This is a genomic window from Streptomyces sp. S.PNR 29 (assembly GCF_030386795.1).
In the GTDB taxonomy this organism is placed as follows: Bacteria; Actinomycetota; Actinomycetes; order Streptomycetales; family Streptomycetaceae; genus Streptomyces.
Genome location: NZ_JANUQM010000013.1, coordinates 276,593 through 296,477 on the forward strand (window position 1 = coordinate 276,593; position 19,885 = coordinate 296,477).

Consider the following 19,885-nt stretch of genomic DNA (forward strand, 5'->3'; position numbering starts at 1 on the left):
TCTCTCCCGGATGTTTACGAACCCTTGGCCGGACGCGTGGAATTCCCGCGTCCGGCCACGGTGTTGACGTAGAGCATGACTTCTCTTCGCAAGCTGGGCCTGTCCGACCTCGAGGTCTTCCCGCTCTCCCTCGGCGGCAACGTCTTCGGCTGGACCGCCGACGAGGCGACCTCCTTCGCCGTGCTCGACGCCTACGCCGCCGCCGGCGGCAACTTCATCGACACCGCCGACTCCTACTCGGCCTGGGTCGAGGGCAACTCCGGCGGCGAGTCCGAGACCATCATCGGCAAGTGGGTCACGGCACGTGGCAACCGTTCGGACGTCGTGATCGCCACGAAGGTCAGCCAGCACCCCGAGTTCCAGGGCCTCACCGCCGCCAACATCAAGGCCGCCGCCGACGCGTCCCTGCGCCGCCTCGGCACCGACTACATCGACCTCTACTACACCCACTTCGACAAGCCCGAGGTGCCGGTGGAGGAGATCATCGGCGCGCTCGACGAGCTGGTGAAGGCGGGCAAGGTGCGGCACATCGCCGCCTCCAACATCTCCGCCGAGCGGCTGCGGGCGTCGCTGGACTTCTCCGAGCGTGAGGGCCTCGCCCGCTACGTGGCGCTCCAGCCCCACTACAACCTCGTCTCGCGCGACACCTACGAAGGGGAGCTGCAGGACCTCGCCGAGCAGGCAGGGCTGGCCGCCGTCCCCTACTTCGCGCTGGCCTCCGGCTTCCTCACCGGCAAGTACCGGCCCGGTACGACGGTGGACAGCGCGCGGGCGGGCGGCGCCGCGAAGCACCTGGAGACCGAGCGGGGGCAGCGGGTTCTCGTGGCTCTGGACGAGGTCGCCCAGGCCCACGACGCCCCGGTCCCCACCGTGGCCCTGGCCTGGCTCGCGGCCCAGCCGACCGTGGCAGCGCCGATCGCCTCCGCGCGGACGGTGGAGCAACTGCCGGCGTTGCTGGGCGTGGGCGAGCTGACGCTGACGGAGGAGGAACTGGGGAGGCTGACGGAGGCGTCGGCCTGAGTTCCGGCTGATTCGCTGCGTCCGGTACGGGGCTGTACTACGTCCGGTGCGGTCGTACTACGTCCGCTGCGTCCGGTGCGGGTCGCGTTACGCCCGATGCGGGTCGCGTTACGTCCGATGCGGGTCGCGTTACGTCCGGTACGGGTTGTACGCGGGATACGGCGCCGCCGGATACCCGTACACCCCGTACACCGGCCAGGGCGGCACAGCCACCGGGACGGGCGGAGCGGTCATCCTGGCCGCGTGATCCAGCGCGGGACGCGCCACCTCACGGCGCCGCCACAGCTGCTCCAGCAGCTCCCGTTCCCGTACGACGAAGTCGGCGCCCGCCCGGCCGCGGCGCCCCCGGTGCCGCTGGAACGCCAGCGAAGTCGCGTACGCCTCGTACTCCGCCACCGCCCGCGCCGCCGCCTTCCCGGCGTGCCGGCGGGCGTACTGCCGGGCGATGCGCCGCGCCCGCATCGAGCCCAGCGCGAACGGCTCGGCCGGCGTCAGCCACCCGGCGACCGCGTACGCGGGCAACTCGGCCCGTACGGTCCTGAGCTCGCGCTGCCGGGTCCAGATCACCAGCCAGGTCAGCAGGGCGAACGCGGGCACCATGAAGGCCGCGTACACGGCGAAGAAGCCGTACTCGCCGAGTGCCGAGGAGCCGTTCCACAGCGCGTGCATGCCCATCGCGAGCAGCAGGCCGGAGAGGGGCAGCAGGACGCGCCGCACGTGCTGCCGGTCCGCCGAGAGTGCCGAGATGCCGAAGCCGATGCCGGTGAGGACGGTGAAGAGCGGGTGGGCGAACGGCGACATGATGATGCGGACGAAGAAGGTCGCCGCGGTGACGGAGGCGATGCCGCTGCCGCCGGTGAGCTGATCGGTGCCGAAGGCGGTGCCGAGGTAGAGGATGTTCTCCGTGAACGCGAAGCCGGTGGCGGTGACGCCGGCTATGACGACTCCGTCGACGACGCCGGTGAAATCACGGCGACGGAAGAGGAAGATGAGTAAAACAGCCGCCGCCTTGGCCGACTCCTCGACCATCGGGGCTATGACGGTCGCGCCCAGGGTGTCCGCGCTGGACGGGTCCGCGGTCGCCGTCGCTATCCATCTGGTCGCGAAGCTGTTGGCGACGATCGCTATCAGCGCCGCCGCGCAGGCGCCCCAGGCGAAGGCGAACAGCAGGTTGCGCCAAGGGCCGGGCTCCACCCGGTCCAGCCAGCGGAAGGCGGCTATGAGCAGGGGCACGGGCAGGATCGCCAGGCCGAGGCCGACCAGGAAACCTTCCGTGCCGGTCTGTTCGCGCACCAGGGCGAGGATGACGAGACCGGAGAGCGTGAGCAGGGTGATCAGTGCGCCGTAACGCACCCATGTGCGGTGCCACCAGTGCGCGTGCCGTTGTGCGCCGCCGGCGGGACCGCTGGGGTGCGTCGGGTACGGGGGACAGGTGGCCACGGCATTGACCCTAACGACGGAGGGCGCCGCCCGCGACGGTGCCTAGTGCTGTACGGGACGCTGTTCGGGGTGGGGTACAGGGTGCTGTACGCGACGGAAGAGCAGGTCGTTCACGACATGTCCCTTGTCCAGTCCCTGGCCCTCGAAACGGGTCAGGGGGCGGAAGTCGGGACGGGGCGCGAAACCGCCGCCGGGCTGCGTGTTCTCGAAGTCCGGGTGCGCGGTGAGGACCTCCAGCATCTGCTCCGCGTACGGCTCCCAGTCGGTCGCGCAGTGCACGATGGCGCCCGGCCTGAGGCGGGAGGCGGCGAGGGTGAGGAAGTCCGGCTGGATGAGCCGCCGCTTGTGGTGCCGCTTCTTGGGCCAGGGGTCGGGGAAGTAGACGCGCAGCCCGTCCAGGGAGTCGGGGGTGAGCATCTCGCGCAGGAGGATGATGGCGTCGCCGTTGCCGACCCTGATGTTGGACAGTCCGTTGCGGTCGGCGAGGTTGAGGAGGTTGCCCTGGCCGGGGGTGTGGACGTCCACGGCGAGGATGTTGGTGTCCGGGTCGGCGGCGGCCATCCGGGCGGTGGCCTCGCCCATGCCGAAGCCGATCTCCAGGACGACGGGGTTGCTGTTGCCGAAGAGGTCGGTGAGGTCGATCACCTGCCGTCCGTCGATGTCGAGCCCCCACTTCGGCCACAGCCGCTGCAGGGCGTCGGCCTGCCCGGAGGTCACCCGGCTCCGCCGCGGCTGAAAACTCCGGATCCGCCGCTCGAAGTGCGACCCGGCAGGGTCGGCCTTCGGCCCGTCGGGGAATCGTGGCTCGCCTTTGGGACGGACACGGCGGTCGGCGGGCTCGGGCGCTTCGGGAGCGTTGCGGGAGTCAGACACAGTGGGGTCGATTTTACGGCGGATGCCTGCGGCGGCCTGTGCGGGTGGGTGGGGGTGCGCCTTGCGCCCACGGGTGGGGGGTGGGTCGGGGCCGCGCCGGGGGGTGTCCGTCCTCGGTCCGGCGGGGCTGTCGGCTGGGGGGTGGGCGGTGATGGACGCCGGCCGCTGCGGGCGGACACCCCCCGACACGGCCCCTTCTCGCCGTGGGCGGGTGCGCGTGGGTGGGGGTCCCCGCGCTCGATGCCGCCGCCGCTGCGGGCATGCGTGCCGCCTGGGGCGGCACGGGTGGGCGCTGGGGGTACCCCCTGCTCGAAGAGCTTGGGGGAGGCACCCCGTCGAGCCGGGCTGCGCAACTCCACCCGGGCACTGCAACGCCGGGCACGCAGTCAACGCCGGACCAGGTGACCCACCCCGCGCTGCAACCCCGGCCCGCCTCAGTCCCGGGCCAGCGCGGCCAGTGCCCTGTTCGCCACCTCCCGCCCGATCGGCAGGGACGCCGTCGCCGCAGGGGACGGGGCGTTCAGTACATGCACGGCATGGGCACCCTCGCGGATGAGGAAGTCGTCCACCAGCGTCCCGTCCCGGAGAACGGCCTGCGCCCGCACCCCCGCAGCCGTCGGCACCAGGTCCTCCTCGGAAACGGCCGGCAACAGCCGCCGTACGGCCGCCGTGAAGGCTCCCTTCGACACCGACCGCCGCAGCTCACCAGCCCCGTACCGCCAGTGCCGCCGGGCTATCCGCCACGACCCGGGCCAGGCGAGGGTCGCCCCCAGCTCGCGCGGGCGGAGCACACCCCACCCGTATCCCTCCCGGGCCAGCGCCGGCACGGCGTTGGGGCCGATGTGGACGCCCCCGTCGATCCCGCGTGTCAGGTGCACCCCCAGGAACGGGAACGCCGGATCCGGCACCGGATAGACCAGCCCCCGCACCAGCTCGGGCCGGGCCAGCTCGTAGTACTCGCCCCGGAAGGGGACGATCCGCATACCGGGGTCGTCCCCGGTGAGGCGGGCTATCGCGTCGCAGTACAGGCCCGCGCAGTTGACCAGGACACGTCCGCGTACGACATCACCGCGCGCGGTGAGCACGGCGACCCCCACACCGGCCCGCCGGTCGATCCGCACGACCTCGGCCCCGTACCGGATCTCCGCCCCGGACGCGTGCGCCAGCTGCCGGGCGACACCAACGAAGTCGCAGATGCCGGTCGTGCCGACGTGTATCGCCGCCAGGCCGCGTACCTCGGGTTCGTACTCGGCGATCTGGGCCGCGCCCAGCTCCCGTACCGGTATTCCGTTCTCCCGGCCGCGCTGCACGAGCGCGTGCAGGCGCGGCAGCTCCGCGCGGTCCGTCGCGACGATCAGCTTGCCGGTGACGGCGTGCGCGATGCCGTACTCGGCGCAGAACTTGACCATCTCGGCGGCGCCCCGGACGGCGTAGCGTGCCTTCAGGGAGCCCGGGCGGTAGTAGATGCCGCTGTGGATGACTCCGCTGTTGCGCCCCGTCTGGTGCCGGGCCGGGCCCGGCTCCTTCTCCAGCACCGTCACCCGTGTGCCCGGCGCGGCGCGCGTGATCGCGTACGCCGTCGACAGGCCGACGATTCCGCCGCCGATCACCAGCACGTCACAGTCGTATGCGATCTCCGGCCGCACCTGCTCCACCTCCCGGCTTCGATAGTGCACTGCGCCACTGACAATGCCTTCAAACCCGGGATGCCCCTGGGCTCAGGCCGGAGCCATCAGCAGGGGGCGTGCGCGTTCCCTCAGCTCGACCACGCGGGGTTCGTCGCCGTACGGCTCCAGCCGGTGGAGGAGGTCCTTGACGTACTCGGTGGTCCGGGCCGAGGAGATGCGTCCGGCGACCTCCACCGCCCGTACCCCCTGCTCGCAGGCCGCGTCCAGATTGCCGGACTCCAGTTCGGCGACCGCGGAGACCACCAGGCGCAGGCCGTGGGAGCGTACGAACTCCTCCGTCGGCTTCGACAGCGCCTGTTCCGTGAAGCGGCGGACCTGGCGTGGCGCCTTCAGGTCGCGGTAGCACTCGGCGGCGTCGGCGGCGAAGCGGTCGTAGGAGTAGAAGCCGAGCCAGCTGGGGTCGTTGTCGCCGGGGCGGGCGCGCTCCAGCCAGCTCTCCGCCGCGCGCAGCGCCCCGCCGGCCGCCTGGGCGTCACCCGCACGCGCGTGTGCGCGGGCCTCGACCAGGCGGAAGAAGCTCATGGTGCGGGCCGTGGCCAGGCCCCGGTTGCGCTCCAGGGCGGCCTGGGCGAGGTCCACGCCCTCGTCGCCGAAGCCCCGGTAGGTGGCCTGGAGGGACATGGAGGCCAGGACGTAGCCGCCCAGGGGGACGTCCGCCGCCGCGCGGGCCAGGCGCAGGGCCTGGATGTAGTAGCGCTGGGCTGCCTCCTGCTGACCCGTGTCGAAGGCCATCCAGCCCGCCAGACGGGTGAGCTCGGCGGAGGCGCCGAAGAGGGCCCGGCCGACCTCGTCCGAGTAGGAGCCGAGGAGCAGAGGTGCCGCCTCCACGCGCAGGCATTCGGGGACCATCGACGAACGCCAGTCGCCGCCTCCGTACTTGGAGTCCCAGCGCCTGGCGTCCTCGGCGGCCTCCCGCAGCTTCTGCACATCGCTGTGGCCGACTTTGATCGGTGCGCCGGGGCCCTCCGCCGGGTTCGCCTCGCGCGCCACCGAGCTGTCGGCCGGGGTTATCAGCCACCGTGAGGCAGGCGTTGCGTACGCGCTTACTGCGAACGATCCGGCCAGCGACTGCCAGATGCCGCCGGAACCGGCCCGTCGGCCGGCGAGGTCGAGGCGGTACAGCTCCGTGGCGGTCTTCACGGCCTGTCCGACGTCTCTGGGGAAGGCGAGTCCGACTTCGGGCGCGGGGTCCGCGTCCGCCAGGCCGATCTCGTGGAGCGGCACCGGGCGGCCGAGTTTCTGACCGATGGCGGCGGCGATGAGGTGCGGCGCCGCACCCTGCGGCACCATCCCCTTCGACACCCAGCGCGCCACCGACGTCTTGTCGTAGCGAAGTGTCAGACCGCGCTGCGCGCCAAGGTCGTTGACGCGTCGTGCGAGGCCTGCGTTGGAGATTCCCGCGAGGGCGAGAACGGCGCCGAGCTTTTCGTTCGGCCCGCGTTGCTCCCTGGACATGCGCCACCCCTCGACACAGACGGCTGCCGCGCTGGCATAACCACGCGGCATTCGTAAACCCAGCGTAGTTCGCCGCATCCCAAGCGTTAAGGGGCATTCTTCCGGATGGCGGGATTGTGGTCCGTACTGAAGTGCGGTTCAGATACGGGCAGTTGCGGCGTGCTCCCGGTGTGTGGCCGTGCGCCTGTCCGTGCGCTCTTCTCCGGCCATCGGCGGAACGGTTCCATGGCGGTGCGTGGGTCGGCCCGCTGTACTGGATCCAGTGGGCTGGGGGACACCGCCGCCTCCATCCCCGCGGGCGGCGGAACGGTCCGGGAGGCGTGCTCCGTCTCCCGGACTGCGCGCCGCCGGGTGCTGCGCAGAGCATGTACGGAGAGTGTTCAAACCTGCGCGTGTGTCGCCAATTTGGCTGAAAATCGACTCCGCCCTTTCTGGGTCATCACCGCTCCTACCATGGCAGTTGAGGGCGCGTTCGGCGTTTTTGGGGCGCGCAGAGGGGCGCATTCACGTCGCAGTCGCCTTGCCCTGGACGGGTGTTGAGGTGTCGCGTCCGGTGTTCGGGTGTCGTGAGGGTATCCGCGGGGGCGCATTCGCGGGAGCGCGAGCGGCTCTGTCGGCCCTCCGGAGCGCGCCCTTCATGGCAGCATGGGGAACCAGTTCGTACCGTGCACTGGTTGTCCACAGCCTGTGGAGGCGTCGATGCGGTGGTTGGTGGGTTGGAGCAGCACCGCCGCGGCGGCCGCCGGACCCGGCTCCGCGGGTGCCACCGGACTCGACGGCGAGGCCGTGCACCCGGTGGGCTCCCAGCTGCTGTGGGGCGACCCCGATCCCCTGTGGGCGGTCGGCGACTGGCGCCCCGACGAAGTACGGGTCGTGAAGGCGGACGAGCGGACCCGGATCGCCGTGCTCGGCATCTGCGGCGCCTCGGACGAAGAGCTGCGTGTCGGGCTGTTCGCCGCGCGCGGTGGGGCACTTCGGCATCTGACGGCCTGGCCCGGCAGCTACACGGCCGTCGTCCAGGTGGGCCGGAGGATCACCGTCTGCGGTGATCTGGCAGGCGCACGGCCGGTGTTCCACACCCCCTGGGCCGGCGGAACCGCGTATGCGACGGCCGCGCTGCCCCTGGCCGACCTCATCGAGGCCAATCTCGACTTCGGACACCTCGCCGCGCTGCTGGCCGCCCCTGACGTGCCGGCCGCGCTGCACGACTCCACCCCGTACGACGGCGTGCGACGGGTTCCGCCGGGGCATGCGCTGATCCTGCGCGCCGGGGCACGGGAGATCGCCGGGTACGAGCCGGTGGCCTCGCTCGCGGTGGCGGCGCCTCCGGCGGACCCGGACAGTGCGGTCGACGCCGTACGGGACGCGCTCGTCGAGGCGGTCCGTACGCGGCTGTCGGCGCCCCGGCATGTCCCCGGCGCCGACATCGACCCCGGGCCGGTGCCCGGGATGGGGCCCGCCGAACGGCGTGCCGCGCGCGGGATGCCGGTTCCGGGGATCGGGGCCGACCTGTCCGGTGGATCGGCTTCGGGGACACTGGCGCTGCTGGCGGCGGGGCTGCCGGGGATGCCGGGGACCGTGCTGGGGCACGGTACGGGGGCGGGGGAGCGGCTGCTGGCGGTCACCTTCAACGATCTGGCTGTGGGCGGGCGGGAGGCCGAGCTGGAGCGGGCCGGAGCGCTGGCCGCGAACCCCCGGCTGCACCACGTCGTGGTGGCGGGTGGCGAGGAGACCCTGCCGTACGCCGACCTGGACGGGCCGCTGACGGACGAACCGGGCCCGTCCCTGGTGACGGCGGCCCGGCACCGGGCACGACTGGCGTCCGGCAGCGCGGACCACTTCACGGGATACGGGGCACGGCAGGTGCTGGACGCCCATCCCGCGCGCCTGGCGGATCTGCTGATGGACCGCAAGCGGCGCCACCTCGTGCGGCCGGTCGCCGCCCTGGCGAAGGCGGACGGGTCCGTCATGGTTCCCGCGCGCGTGTACGCCGCGGCACGGCGGCTGGCGCGTACGCCGTACCGGGCGGGACTGGAGGTTCTCGCCGAGCTGCTGCTGCACCGGCGTTTCGACGAGCCCGGCGGGGCGGTCGAGGCGTCGCTCGCGGCGCTCACCTGGGGCAGACCCGGGCCGGCCGCGCGCTGGCTGACCGGGGAGGCGCTCGCTGAAGTATCGGTTCGCCTGGGGGCGTCCACGAACCGGTCCGGGGTGGGGCCGGGGCAGCGTCCCGGCGACTTCCGCGCGCGTGCGGCGCTGGCTCGGTATGCGGCGGATCTGCGGGTGCTGGAGCAGGCCGCCGAGATCCGCTTCCAGCGGCTGCACGCGCCGTTCCTCGACAACCAGGTGGTCCGCGCGTGCCGCGCGCTGCCCGAGGCGCTGCGGGTGCAGCCGGGGGCGCGAGCCGCGATCCTGCGGACGGTGCTGGAGGGTGCGGGGGTCGGCGAACTGCCGGCCGGATGGGGGACGCCGACTCAGGGGGTGGCGGCAGCGGCGGCGCGTACGGGGCTGAGGGTCGCCGCGGACACTTTGGTGACGTTGTTCGACACCCCGCTCCTCGCGGAGGCGGGGCTGGTCGAGGCACGGGTGGTCCGCAAGGCCGTGCGCGGGGCCGCGGCGGGCGAACCGCTGCCCGTGGACGGCCTCGCGGACCTGGTCTCCCTGGAACTGTGGCTCCGCCGCCTGCTCGCCCGCCGGGGCACGTGCTGGACGGGGACGCCCGCCCGGCAGCGCGCGGTACCGGCGGGGATCGCGCCGCAGCGGGGGGCGTTGGGGGCGGGGGCCGGGGGGCCGCGGGTGTGATGCCGGTGCCTTGTGGGGTGCCTGTGGCGTCTGGTGCGGTGCGTTGTGTGGGGGCCCGTTGCGCTGAGGGGTGCGGTGTGCGGGTGTGACGCCTTGCCTGCGGCGGCCTGTGCGGGTGGGTGGGGGTGCGCCTTGCGCCCACGGGTGGGGGGTGGGGCGGGGCCGCGCCGGGGGGTGTCCGTCCTCGGTCCGGCGGGGCTGTCGGCTGGGGTGTGGGCGGTGATGGACGCCGGCCGCTGCGGGCGGACACCCCCCGACACGGCCCCTTCTCGCCGTGGGCGGGTGCGGGTGGGTGGGGGTACGCGCCAATCCGCTTAGCTGCGGGCAGTCGTGCCGCTGGGGCGATGGGGGTCCCGCATGGACCGGTAACGGTGCAATGCCGGGCCATCGGATCACCCCACAGCCCGACGTCGGTCCACGCACCCCCGGCACAATGACCCGGTGCGGTACAGAATCCTGGGCGTCACCCAGACGGAGGACGATCACGGCACCGACGTACCCGTCGGCGGCCCCCGCCTCCGTGCCCTGCTCACCGCCCTCGCCCTGCGCCCGGGCCGCGTCACAACGCCCGGGACGCTGATCGACGAGGTCTGGGCGGACGAACCGCCCCAGGACGCCCAGGCCGCCCTCCAGGCCTTGATCGGCCGCCTCCGCCGTGCCCTCGGCAAGGACGCCGTCGTCTCGGAACCCGGCGGCTACCGGCTCGCGGCGAGCGAGGCCGACGTGGACCTCTTCGTCTTCGAGAGGCTCGTACGGCAAGGCGCGGAGGCCCTCGGCAGGGGCGACGCGTCCCTCGCCGCCCGCCTCCTGGACGAGGCCCTCGCGCTGTGGCGCGGCCCCGCGCTCGCCGACCTTCCCGATCGCAGTGCGGCGACGCGTCCGGAGGCCCTGCGCCTGGAGGCGACCCGGGGCCGTATCGAGGCGGATCTGCTGCTGGGCCGCGCCCAGGACGCCGTACCGCGGTTGCGGGAACTGACCGCCGCGCATCCGTACGACGAGCCGTTGCACGCCCTGCTGATCCGCGCCCTGCGCGACACCGGCCGCAGCGCCGACGCCCTCGCCGCGTACGAGACCGTCCGCCGCGCCCTCGCCGACGGCCTGGGCGCCGACCCGGGCCCGCGACTGCGTGCCCTGCACGCCGAACTGCTGGGCGCGGTGGCGCACGAGACCGGCGCTCGACGCATGGAACGCAACGGCAACATCCGCCCCCGCCTGACATCGTTCGTCGGCCGGGAACCCGAGCTCGCCGCCATCCGTTCCGAACTGCACAGGGCCCGACTGGTCACCCTCACCGGACCGGGCGGCTCTGGAAAGACCCGTCTCGCCGAGGAGGCCGCCGCCGGGCTCCCGCAGGCGTGGCTGGTCGAGCTCGCCCCGCTCGACCGGCCGGAGGCGGTGCCGGGCGCGGTGGTCAGCGCGCTCGGTCTGCGCGAGACCGTGCTGGTGACCAGCGACCGCCCGGCCGTGCAGGACGACCCCGTCGCCCTGCTCGTCGAGTACTGCGCCCCGCGCAGCGCACTCCTGCTCCTTGACAACTGCGAACATGTCATCGGCGCCGCCGCCGACCTCGCCGAGACCCTGCTGACCCGCTGCCCGGGGCTCACCATCCTCGCCACCAGCCGTGAACCCCTGGGCGTGCCCGGCGAGTTGGTGCGCCCGGTCGAACCCCTGCGACCGGAACAGGCACGCCGGCTCTTCGCGGAACGCGCCGCCGCCGTTCGTCCCGACGCCGACGTCGTGCTCCGTGACGAGGAGGCCGTCGCGGAGATCTGCCGGCGTCTCGACGGGCTGCCGCTCGCCATCGAGCTGGCGGCGGCCCGGCTGCGGATGCTCACTCCACGCCAGATCGCCGACCGGCTCGACGACCGCTTCCGCCTCCTCACCTCCGGCAGCCGCACGGTCCTGCCCCGCCAGCAGACCCTGCGGGCCGTCGTCGACTGGTCCTGGGAACTGCTTGAGGAGGACGAGCGGAACCTGCTGCGCGAGGCGTCCGTGTTCGCGGGCGGCTGGGATCTCACGGCGGCCGAGGCCGTGTGCGGTGGGCCCGTGGCGGATCTCATCGGTGCGCTCGTCGACAAGTCCCTGGTCGTGGCGACCCCGTGCGTACGGGACGGCTCCGACAGCATGCGGTACCGCATGCTGGAGACCATCCACGAGTACGTCGTCGAGCGCGCCGCCGAAGTCCCCGGGCTGCGCGCCGCGGCCGAGCGCCGGCACCGTGCCTGGGTACGCGCGCTCGTCGAGGAGGCCGAACCGCTGCTGCGCTCCGCCGGGCAACTGCCGTGGATCTCCCGCCTGGAGACCGAACTGGACAACATCCGCGCGGCCCTGAGGCGCGCCCTCGCCTCGGGCGACGAGGCGGAGGCCGGCGCCGTCGCCCTGGCCATGGGCTGGTTCTGGTGGCTGCGCAACTATCGCCATGAGGGCACGGCATGGACCGATCAGGTGCTGCGCCTCGGCGCGGCCCTGGACGCCGCCGACGGCACGCCCGCGGGGGAGAGCGACCTCGCCTCCGTCATGGCCTCCATCGATCCGGTCGACGCCTTCCTCGCCGTGCCGGACGACGAGACGCATCATCCGCTCCACACCCTGCGGATGAGTCTGAGGATGCTGCACCTCTTCCTCAGGGCGGAGACCGAGCCGATGAACGGCGTGGCGGACGAGCGGTTGCGGCGGTGCGTCTTCCGGGTGCGGGCCTTTTTCGAGAAGGGCGGTCCGCAGGCGGCCCGGATGCCGGGCATCGTCTGGCCGCTGGCCGCCTTCTCCCTGGGCCACTCGGCGGACGCCCGGGCCATCACTGGACGCCGCCGTCGCCAACTCCCGCGCGCACGGAGGCGACTGGGAGACGGCCGTCGCCCTGATGATCCGGACGCACACGGTCGTCGACGCACCGGGAGGCATGGACGGCGTCGACGACGACCTCGCGGAGCTGCGCGTCATCAGCCGCCGCGTAGGTGACCGCTGGCTGCTGGCCCAGGTGTGCAGCGCGGCCGGTGAGGCCGCCATGGCGCGCAGCCGGTTCGAGGAGGCCAAGGGCGAGTACGAGGAGGCGCTGCGGCTCGCCTACGAGGTGGGCGCGTACGCCGAGACGCCGTTCCTCATCGCCCGGCTCGCCGAGATCGCCTACCGCGCGGGTGACCACTCGGCCGCGCTGACCGCGCTGGACGAGGCGAGCGCGGCCGCCGACCGCTACGGGGTGGTGGACGCCAGGGCGTTCGTTCTGCTGCTGCGTGCCCACATCGCACTGCAGGAGAAGGAGATCGTTCGCGCACGTGAGCTGTGCGAGGCGGTCCGCCAGGAGGCCGCGCGCGGCACGCCGCCGCCCCAGTTCGCGGTGATGCTGAGTCTGGTCGACGCTCTGGTGACGGTCGGCGAGTCCGGCCCGGCGCACGGGCTGCCGAAGCTGGCCGACACGGTGCGCGAGGCCGTGGAGAAGCGGTGTGCCGAGCCGGTCATGGCCGCGCTCGTGGACAGCGCGGCCGGCCTGCTGTCCGATCTTGGCGACTTCCCGCGCGCGGCCCGTCTGCTCGGCGCCGGCGACCACTGGCACGGAACCCTGCCACGCTCCATGCCGGAGCGCGCCCACGCCGACCGCGCCGAGGCAGCCGCCCACGCCGCCCTCGGCGCCGAACGGTACGCGGCGGAGCACGCCAAGGGCACGGCTCTCACCAGGGAGGAGGTCCTGAGCGAACTCGGCGAGGCGGTGCGTGACCACCCCGCCGTACGTTCCCAGACGCAGGCGAGCCCAGGTCGCCGACTTCGGTACCGCCGTCGTCCGTGAGGCTCAAGTTACTTGGGGTCAGGTGAAGTTGGTCCTCGCCCCGAACGGCTGACATCCCCCCGCTTGTGTCATCCCCTTGTCGCGGCGATGCCCCCGTTTCACTCGGGGCGCGGGCGGCCCAGCACCCACGCCCCGCAGCCACCCTGCCCGCATCGCCTTCCCGGACTCACGCCGGCCGCGACCGCAGACCCTCCAGCAGGATGTCCAGCAGCCGCGCCGAGGCAGCAGCCTGCTGGGCGGCGTCCGGCAGCGAAGGCGCCGCCGTCGCGATCACCAGCAGCACGTCCGACACCGACACGTCCGTCCGCAGCTCGCCCGCCGCACGCGCCCGCTCCACGAGCTGGCCCACGACATCGAGCAGCGCCGCCGCCCCGGCGTCGTCCTCCGCGGCGACCGGCGTGGGCTGCTCGGGCACCAGCCGCAGCTCACCCGTGCCCGGCTGGGTCCGCTGCTGCGGCACCCGCGCCTGGTCGGTCGCACCGTCCTCGGCGACCCCCACCCGCAGCACCTGCGGCGGCAGGAGCCGCCCGGCACCCGAGGCCACCGACGTCCGCAGGAAGCGCGACAGCGCCGACCACGGCTCGTCCTCCTGGCCGAGCGCCGCACGCGCCTGTTCCGTCAGCCGGGAGGTCTCCTCCTCGGCTATCCGCCGCACCAGAACGTCCTTGCTGGGAAAGCGCCGGTACACCGTGCCGACACCGACCCGCGCGCGCCGCGCCACGTCCTCCATCGGCGCGCCGTACCCCAGCTCGCCGAAGACCTCGCGCGCCGCACGCAACACGTGCTCCAGATTGCGCTGTGCGTCCACACGCAGCGGCGTCGTCCGCGCTCCCTCCCCGCGTCCGTTCCCCGCCGCCGCGCTCATCGTCACACCGCCCGCTGCGACAGCGGACGGCCAATGAGGGTCCTGAACATGCATACGCATTCCCCCGGTAATGACGTCTCCCCCCGGAGACTCTCCCCGCCATAGAAAGTCGGAGTGTGTGGATCAAGCCCGCTTCCCGGTCCGCCGTCGCGGATCCGATGCACGCATCCCCCTGCACCCCGTCCACACGAACATAGTTGAGAGGGAGTCAATTCAGAAGGGGCAGGTTCCGCCCGGACCGCCCCTCGATCGGAGTACGGGTGGTATACGTCCTGAATGTGCCCCCCACCGCACCCCGGCGCACACCCTCTGACCTGCGCTCCTTCCTCGAACTCCCGTAATTCGGCCAACCCTGCGGAGCGAGGGTCTCCGGTCACACAAATTGCCGGGCCTGTGGACAAACGCAAGCGACGGGTGCGTCATGGGATGGTGAAGGAACGTGCGCGCATTCTCGTTGTCGGCGGCGGCTACGTCGGGATGTACACGGCCCTGCGTCTCCAACGGAAGCTGAAAGGCGAACTGAAGCGGGACGAGGCCGAGATCACGATCGTCACACCCGACCCGTACATGACCTATCAACCGTTCCTCCCCGAAGCGGCCGCCGGCGCCATCTCGCCCCGCCACGTCGTCGTACCGCTACGGCGCGTCCTCGACCAGTGCCGCGTCATCATCGGCGAGGCCACCTCCATCGACCACCAGAAGCGGACCGCCACCGTCAGCACCCTCGCCACCAAGGAGGAGGGCACGGGCGGCCTGCTGCTGACGTACGACGAACTGGTCCTCGCCCCCGGCTCCGTCTCGCGCACCCTCCCGATCCCGGGCCTCGCCGACCACGGCATCGGCTTCAAGACCGTCGAGGAGGCCATCGGCCTGCGCAACCACGTCATCGAGCAGATGGACATCGCCTCCTCCACCCGCGACCCCGCGATCCGCGACGCGGCCCTCACCTTCCTCTTCGTCGGCGGCGGCTTCGCCGGCGTCGAGGCGCTGGGCGAACTGGAGGACATGGCCCGGTACGCCGCGCGCTACTACCACAACATCAAACCCGAGGACATGAAGTGGATCCTCGTGGAGGCCTCGGGCCGCATCCTGCCCGAGGTCGGCGAGGAGATGGGCCGCTACACGGTCACCGAACTGCGCCGCCGCAACATCGACGTACGCCTCGAAACCCGCCTGGAGTCCTGCGCGGACCGCGTCGCCGTCCTCAGCGACGGCGCCCGCTTCCGCACCCGTACGGTCGTCTGGACGGCCGGCGTGAAACCCCACCCGATCCTCGCCGCCACCGACCTGCCCCGCAACGAACGCGGTCGGCTGAAATGCACCCCCCAGCTGACGATCGAGGGCGCCACGCACGCGTGGGCCGCCGGCGACGCCGCCGCCGTCCCCGACGTCACCGCCGAGGAACCCGGCAGGGAGTGCGCCCCCAACGCCCAGCACGCCGTCCGCCAGGCCGGTGTCCTCGGCGACAACATCGTGCACGCCCTGCGCGGCGAACCCCTCCAGACGTACACGCACAAGTACGTCGGCTCCGTCGCCTCCCTCGGCTTCCACAAGGGCGTCGCCCACGTCTACGGACGCAAGCTCAAGGGCTATCCCGCCTGGTTCATGCACCGGGCCTACCACCTCAGCCGGGTCCCCACCTTCAACCGCAAGGCGCGCGTGCTCGCCGAATGGACGCTCTCCGGGCTCTTCAAACGGGAGATCGTCTCCCTGGGGTCACTCGAACACCCCCGAGCGGAGTTCGAACTCGCGGCCGGTGGAAAGCCTTCTCAGGACCCCCCGGTGAACCCGAAGGGGTCGTCCTGACCGGATCCAGGAACTCCACCGTGCGGCCCGGCGTCTGACGGATGTCGGCCCGGTCGGCACACTGCCAGACTGGTCCTCCACCAGGGGCGGGCCGCCGCTCGCCCCCGCGCGGCCCCGGGGCCCCCGGCCGGTTCCGGTACCGGCCGCCGACGACTACACGAGGCAAGGATTCGTGAACTTCACGCGCTGGAGCGCCCGACTCCCCGGAACGCAGCGCCGCGCCGCAGCGCGGACCGACACGACGGTCTCCCCGGACCGGCGGGGAGAAGGCTCCGTGCCCGCCGCCCGCGCCGAACAACCGACCCACGACAAACCCCTCATGCCCGCCGTCGACGACCTCCCGGTACGCGACGTGCTCGACCGCGTCCCGGCCCTCGTCGCCCTGGTCCACGGCCCCGACCACCGCATCGCCTACGTCAACGACGCCTACACGGCGGCCTTCGGCGCCCGCCCCCTGGGCGAACGCGCCCGCGAGGCACTCCCCGAACTCGACCAGCTCGGCCTGTTCCCCCTCCTCGACCAGGTCCTGCGCAGCGGCAAACCCCGCACCCTGAAATCCCGCAAGGCCCCCGACGGCCGCTCCTACACCTTCACCTGCACCCCGGTCACCGAAGGCAAGGGCGGCGTCCTCGTCTTCGCGGCCGACGTCACCGACCACGCCGAAGCCGCAGAACGCCTCCGCGCCAGCGAACGCCGCCAGCGCGAAACCGCCGTCACCCTCCAGCGCTCCCTCCTCCCCCAGGAACTCGAACAACCCGACGACCTGCGCATCGCCGCCACTTACCAGCCCGGCGGCACCGAGACCGCGGTCGGCGGCGACTGGTACGACGTGATCACTCTCGGCGGCGGCCGCACCGCCCTGGTCATCGGCGACGTCATGGGCAGAGGCGTCCGCGCGGCAGCCGTCATGGGCCAACTCCGCACGGCGGTCAGGGCGTACGCCCGCCTGGACCTCCCCCCGCACGAGGTCCTCCAGCTCCTCGACGGCCTCGCCGCCGAGATCGACGCCAACCAGATCGCCACGTGCGTGTACGCCGTCCACGACCCGAACGAGGGCCGACTGGTGTACGCCTCCGCCGGCCACCTCCCCATCCTCGTCCGCGACGACAGCGGCATGGTCCTGCGCGCCGACGAACCGACCGGCCCACCCCTCGGCACAGGCGGCTGGATGCACACCTCCGGCTCGGTTCCCCTCGGCCCCGGCTCCACAGCCGTCCTCTACACCGACGGCCTGGTCGAACGCAGAGACGAAGACCTGGACGTGGGCATCGAGGCCCTCGAGCGCGCCCTGGCCGGCGCCACCGGCACCCCTCAGGTGGTCTGCGACCGCCTGGTCCGCTCGGCGGGCGTCACAGCGGGCCACGACGACGACGTCGCGGTCCTCGTCCTCCAGCACCCGGCGCGCACGGGCCCGGAGAGCGACCTCTTCCGCAACGCCGCACTCGACCTGCTGGGCGGCGTGGAGGCGGCCCCACGCGCGCGTGCCTTCGCCACCGGCGTCCTGACCAGCTGGCGCTTCCCCGCGGAACTGCACGACCTCGGCGTCCTGGCCGCCAGCGAACTGGTCGCCAACTCCCTCCAGCACGGCACACCCCCCATGCGCCTCCGCCTCCGCCGCACCGACCGCCGCCTGATCATCGAGGTCACCGACGGCGACGACCACCTGCCGCGCCGACGCAGGGCGGAACCGGGGGACGAGTCGGGAAGAGGCATCGCCATCGTGGCGACGATCGCCTCGAACTGGGGGTGCAGGCGTACCCCGGGCGGAGGAAAGGCGGTGTGGTGCGAGTTCGCCCTGCCGAAGGGATCCGGCTGACGGCGCTCGCAGCAAGCCGACCGCCTACGCCGACACCGACTTCGGGAAAGACCCGCCCCGCGCGACAACCCGGCTCCGCGCCAGCCACGGCCGATCCTGCACCACCGTCAGCTGCCGCCCCAAACGCAACGCAAGGAAGCTGATCCCCAGCGAGAACAGCAGAAACACCACGATGTACGGCGCGTGCAACGAAGCCCCCAACGGCCCGCCCACCGCCGGCCCCACCGCCAGCGCGAGCTGCTTCACCAAGGCGAAGGCGGAGTTGTACTGCCCGGCCATCCCGTCCGGCGCCAGGTCGGCCACCAGCGGCGCCACCGTCGGCGACAGCATCGCCTCACCCAGCCCGAACAGGGCGTACGTCGACACGAACGCGGCCGTCGCCATGGCCTGGCTCCCGTGCCCGAGCCCCGCGTACCCGGCCACCGCCCATGCCACGGCCCAGATCAGCCCCACGGAGGCGATCACCCGGGACCGCCGTCGCCGCTCCACGAACCTCAGCACGGCGAACTGCGCCACGACGATCATCATCGTGTTGGCGGCCAGGGCCGTCCCCAGCGAGGACGTCGAGATACCGGCCGCCTCGACCCCGTACGCACTCAGCCCCGACTCGAACTGCCCGTAGCAGGCGAAGAACAGTACGAAACCCAGCACACACAGCTGCACCATGGCCCGGTTCCCGAGCAGCTGCTTCCAGCCGCCCCTGGCCGACAGCGCCGATGCCCCCTCGATCCGCGGCGAGCGCGGCATCCGCACGGTCGACATCACCACGACCAGCAGCAGGAACATCGCCGCCTCGATGGAGAACAGCAGAGTGAAGGACGCGGAGCTCGACGTGTCGACGAGGTGCCCCCCGATGAGCCCGCCCACCCCGAGCCCGAGGTTCTGCAGGAAGAACTGCACGGCGAACGCCCGCGACCGCGACTCGGCAGCCGAGCAGTCCACGATCATCGTCGCCAACGCCGGCTGCATCACCGCCTGCCCGGCCCCGAGCGCCGCGGCAGACAGCAGCACGGTCGCGGAATGGGCCGCAACCCCCAGGCTCAGCGCACCGAACGCGGCGAGGACCAGGGCGGCCAGCAGCACCGGAAGCGGGCCACGCCGGACGATGGCACGCCCGGCGAACGGCAGCACGACCAGCGCGGCCACAGCGAAGACGGCGAGTACGAGACCCGCCGTCATGGCCCCCAGCCCCCGCACCTGCGCCACATAGACGTACAGGTAGGGGACGGTGAAGCCGAGCCCGAACGCGCTGAGTGCGTTACCCACGTGGATCCGGCGCATCGCTGCGCCCATCGCCCTGGTCACGTTCACCTCTCTCAGAAGCTCTCACTGCACTGAAGGAGAGCAGTTAGGAGTGAAGACTTCGAAACTAAACTTAGAAGCTAAAGAGTACATAGTGAAGGACTTCAAGGCAAAGCCACCCCGTGCGATACTGCGGCCCATGGGCGACACCTCCGGCGTCAGCGAGCCGACACTCGAAGAACAGATCGCCGCCTACCAGCGCGAGTTCCAGGACCTCGACCCCCAGGTCGAGAAGATCGTCTCCGCGCTGTCCCGCCTGAACCGCCGTATGAACGTCGCCTACGGACGCCAGACCGCAGCCCTCGGCATCAGCAACGCCGAGTGGGAGGTCCTGAAGGCGCTGGTGCTCTCCGGCGCCCCCTACCGCATGGGCCCCAGCGACCTCGCCAAGCGCCTCGGCCTGACGCCGGCCGCCATGACCCACCGGATCGACCGCATGGTTGCCGAAGGACTGGTGACCCGTGAACGCGATGAGTCCAATCGCGTACGTGTCATCGTCGAGCTCACGGCCGAGGGCCGCGAGAAGTGGCTGGAGGCCATGCGTCTCGCCTCCGTCTTCGAGGAGGACCTCCTCCAGGACCTGGCCCCGGACGAACGCACGGTCCTCGGTGAGGTCCTCACCCGCCTCCTGCGCAGAGTGGAAGACGCCCAGCCGGACGCCGGCGGACGGCTCAGCGACCTGGACTGAGAGCGCCTGCAGGGGCCCTAAAAGATCTTGACGGAGACTGCTTGACAGCCCCCTGCGGGATCCGTAGAGTTCTTCGGGTTGCCACGGAGCCGTAACGGTTCTGCGGCAGCACCTCCCGCCGCACGAGCGGCAACCAAACCACAGCATGATCTCCTGACGGGGTCGATTTCGGCGTGCCCGAATTCAATTCCGATCAGGACTCGGCAACCGGATCGACTCCGATTTGGGAATCGCCGAGAGAGTCCGCTAAGGTTGAAGACGTCGGAACGGCCCAACGGCCGCGAAGACAAACCCCGCTGACTGGGGATCAGGCCCGAAAGGATCTGATAGAGTCGGAAACACCGAAGGGAAG

Annotated in this window: 11 protein-coding genes and 1 pseudogene; 6 read left to right on the forward strand and 6 right to left on the reverse strand. The window is 72.2% G+C overall.

What is annotated here, in order from left to right; genetic code table 11:
• The first annotated feature begins 75 nt into the window (after positions 1-75).
• A complete protein-coding gene (locus NW895_RS31595) occupies positions 76-1,020 on the forward strand; it encodes an aldo/keto reductase (protein ID WP_289939894.1) in 945 nt (314 codons plus the stop codon).
• A gap of 129 nt (positions 1,021-1,149) precedes the next feature.
• On the opposite strand, the gene NW895_RS31600 is transcribed toward NW895_RS31595, so the two are convergent.
• The 4 genes from NW895_RS31600 to NW895_RS31615 all read right to left on the reverse strand — a co-directional run bounded on the left by NW895_RS31600 (position 1,150) and on the right by NW895_RS31615 (position 6,476).
• A complete protein-coding gene (locus NW895_RS31600) occupies positions 1,150-2,460 on the reverse strand; it encodes a PrsW family intramembrane metalloprotease (RefSeq protein ID WP_289939895.1) in 1,311 nt (436 codons plus the stop codon).
• A gap of 42 nt (positions 2,461-2,502) precedes the next feature.
• Positions 2,503-3,333: a tRNA (guanosine(46)-N7)-methyltransferase TrmB gene (gene trmB, locus NW895_RS31605; protein ID WP_289939896.1), complete on the reverse strand. Its 831-nt coding sequence runs from the start codon at positions 3,331-3,333 to the stop codon at positions 2,503-2,505.
• A 434-nt stretch (positions 3,334-3,767) separates the two neighbouring features.
• Positions 3,768-5,009 (reverse strand): L-2-hydroxyglutarate oxidase, encoded by a 1,242-nt coding sequence (lhgO, locus tag NW895_RS31610; protein WP_289939897.1) that lies wholly within the window; start codon positions 5,007-5,009, stop codon positions 3,768-3,770.
• A gap of 42 nt (positions 5,010-5,051) precedes the next feature.
• Positions 5,052-6,476 carry an MFS transporter gene (locus tag NW895_RS31615; RefSeq protein WP_289939898.1) on the reverse strand — a complete coding sequence of 475 codons (1,425 nt, stop codon included), beginning with the start codon at positions 6,474-6,476 and terminating at the stop codon, positions 5,052-5,054.
• Between the two features lie 699 nt (positions 6,477-7,175).
• Between NW895_RS31615 and NW895_RS31620 the strand changes: the two genes are divergently transcribed.
• A complete protein-coding gene (locus NW895_RS31620) occupies positions 7,176-9,275 on the forward strand; it encodes an asparagine synthase-related protein (RefSeq protein WP_289939899.1) in 2,100 nt (699 codons plus the stop codon).
• Between the two features lie 441 nt (positions 9,276-9,716).
• A pseudogene (locus tag NW895_RS31625) lies at positions 9,717-13,056 on the forward strand (BTAD domain-containing putative transcriptional regulator).
• Between the two features lie 166 nt (positions 13,057-13,222).
• Here NW895_RS31625 and NW895_RS31630 read toward each other — a convergent pair.
• Positions 13,223-13,975 carry a TetR/AcrR family transcriptional regulator gene (locus NW895_RS31630; protein ID WP_289939900.1) on the reverse strand — a complete coding sequence of 251 codons (753 nt, stop codon included), beginning with the start codon at positions 13,973-13,975 and terminating at the stop codon, positions 13,223-13,225.
• Between the two features lie 372 nt (positions 13,976-14,347).
• Between NW895_RS31630 and NW895_RS31635 the strand changes: the two genes are divergently transcribed.
• Both NW895_RS31635 and NW895_RS31640 read left to right on the forward strand, forming a co-directional pair.
• Positions 14,348-15,727 carry an NAD(P)/FAD-dependent oxidoreductase gene (locus NW895_RS31635; RefSeq protein ID WP_289939902.1) on the forward strand — a complete coding sequence of 460 codons (1,380 nt, stop codon included), beginning with the start codon at positions 14,348-14,350 and terminating at the stop codon, positions 15,725-15,727.
• A 172-nt stretch (positions 15,728-15,899) separates the two neighbouring features.
• Positions 15,900-17,543, forward strand: a complete 1,644-nt coding sequence (locus NW895_RS31640) for a SpoIIE family protein phosphatase (protein ID WP_289939903.1) — start codon at positions 15,900-15,902, stop codon at positions 17,541-17,543.
• A gap of 24 nt (positions 17,544-17,567) precedes the next feature.
• Here NW895_RS31640 and NW895_RS31645 read toward each other — a convergent pair whose 3' ends face one another.
• Positions 17,568-18,836 (reverse strand): MFS transporter, encoded by a 1,269-nt coding sequence (locus NW895_RS31645; RefSeq protein WP_289939929.1) that lies wholly within the window; start codon positions 18,834-18,836, stop codon positions 17,568-17,570.
• A 148-nt stretch (positions 18,837-18,984) separates the two neighbouring features.
• On the opposite strand from NW895_RS31645, the gene NW895_RS31650 reads away from it, so the two are divergent.
• Positions 18,985-19,533 (forward strand): MarR family transcriptional regulator, encoded by a 549-nt coding sequence (locus tag NW895_RS31650; RefSeq protein WP_289939904.1) that lies wholly within the window; start codon positions 18,985-18,987, stop codon positions 19,531-19,533.
• Positions 19,534-19,885 lie beyond the last annotated feature (352 nt).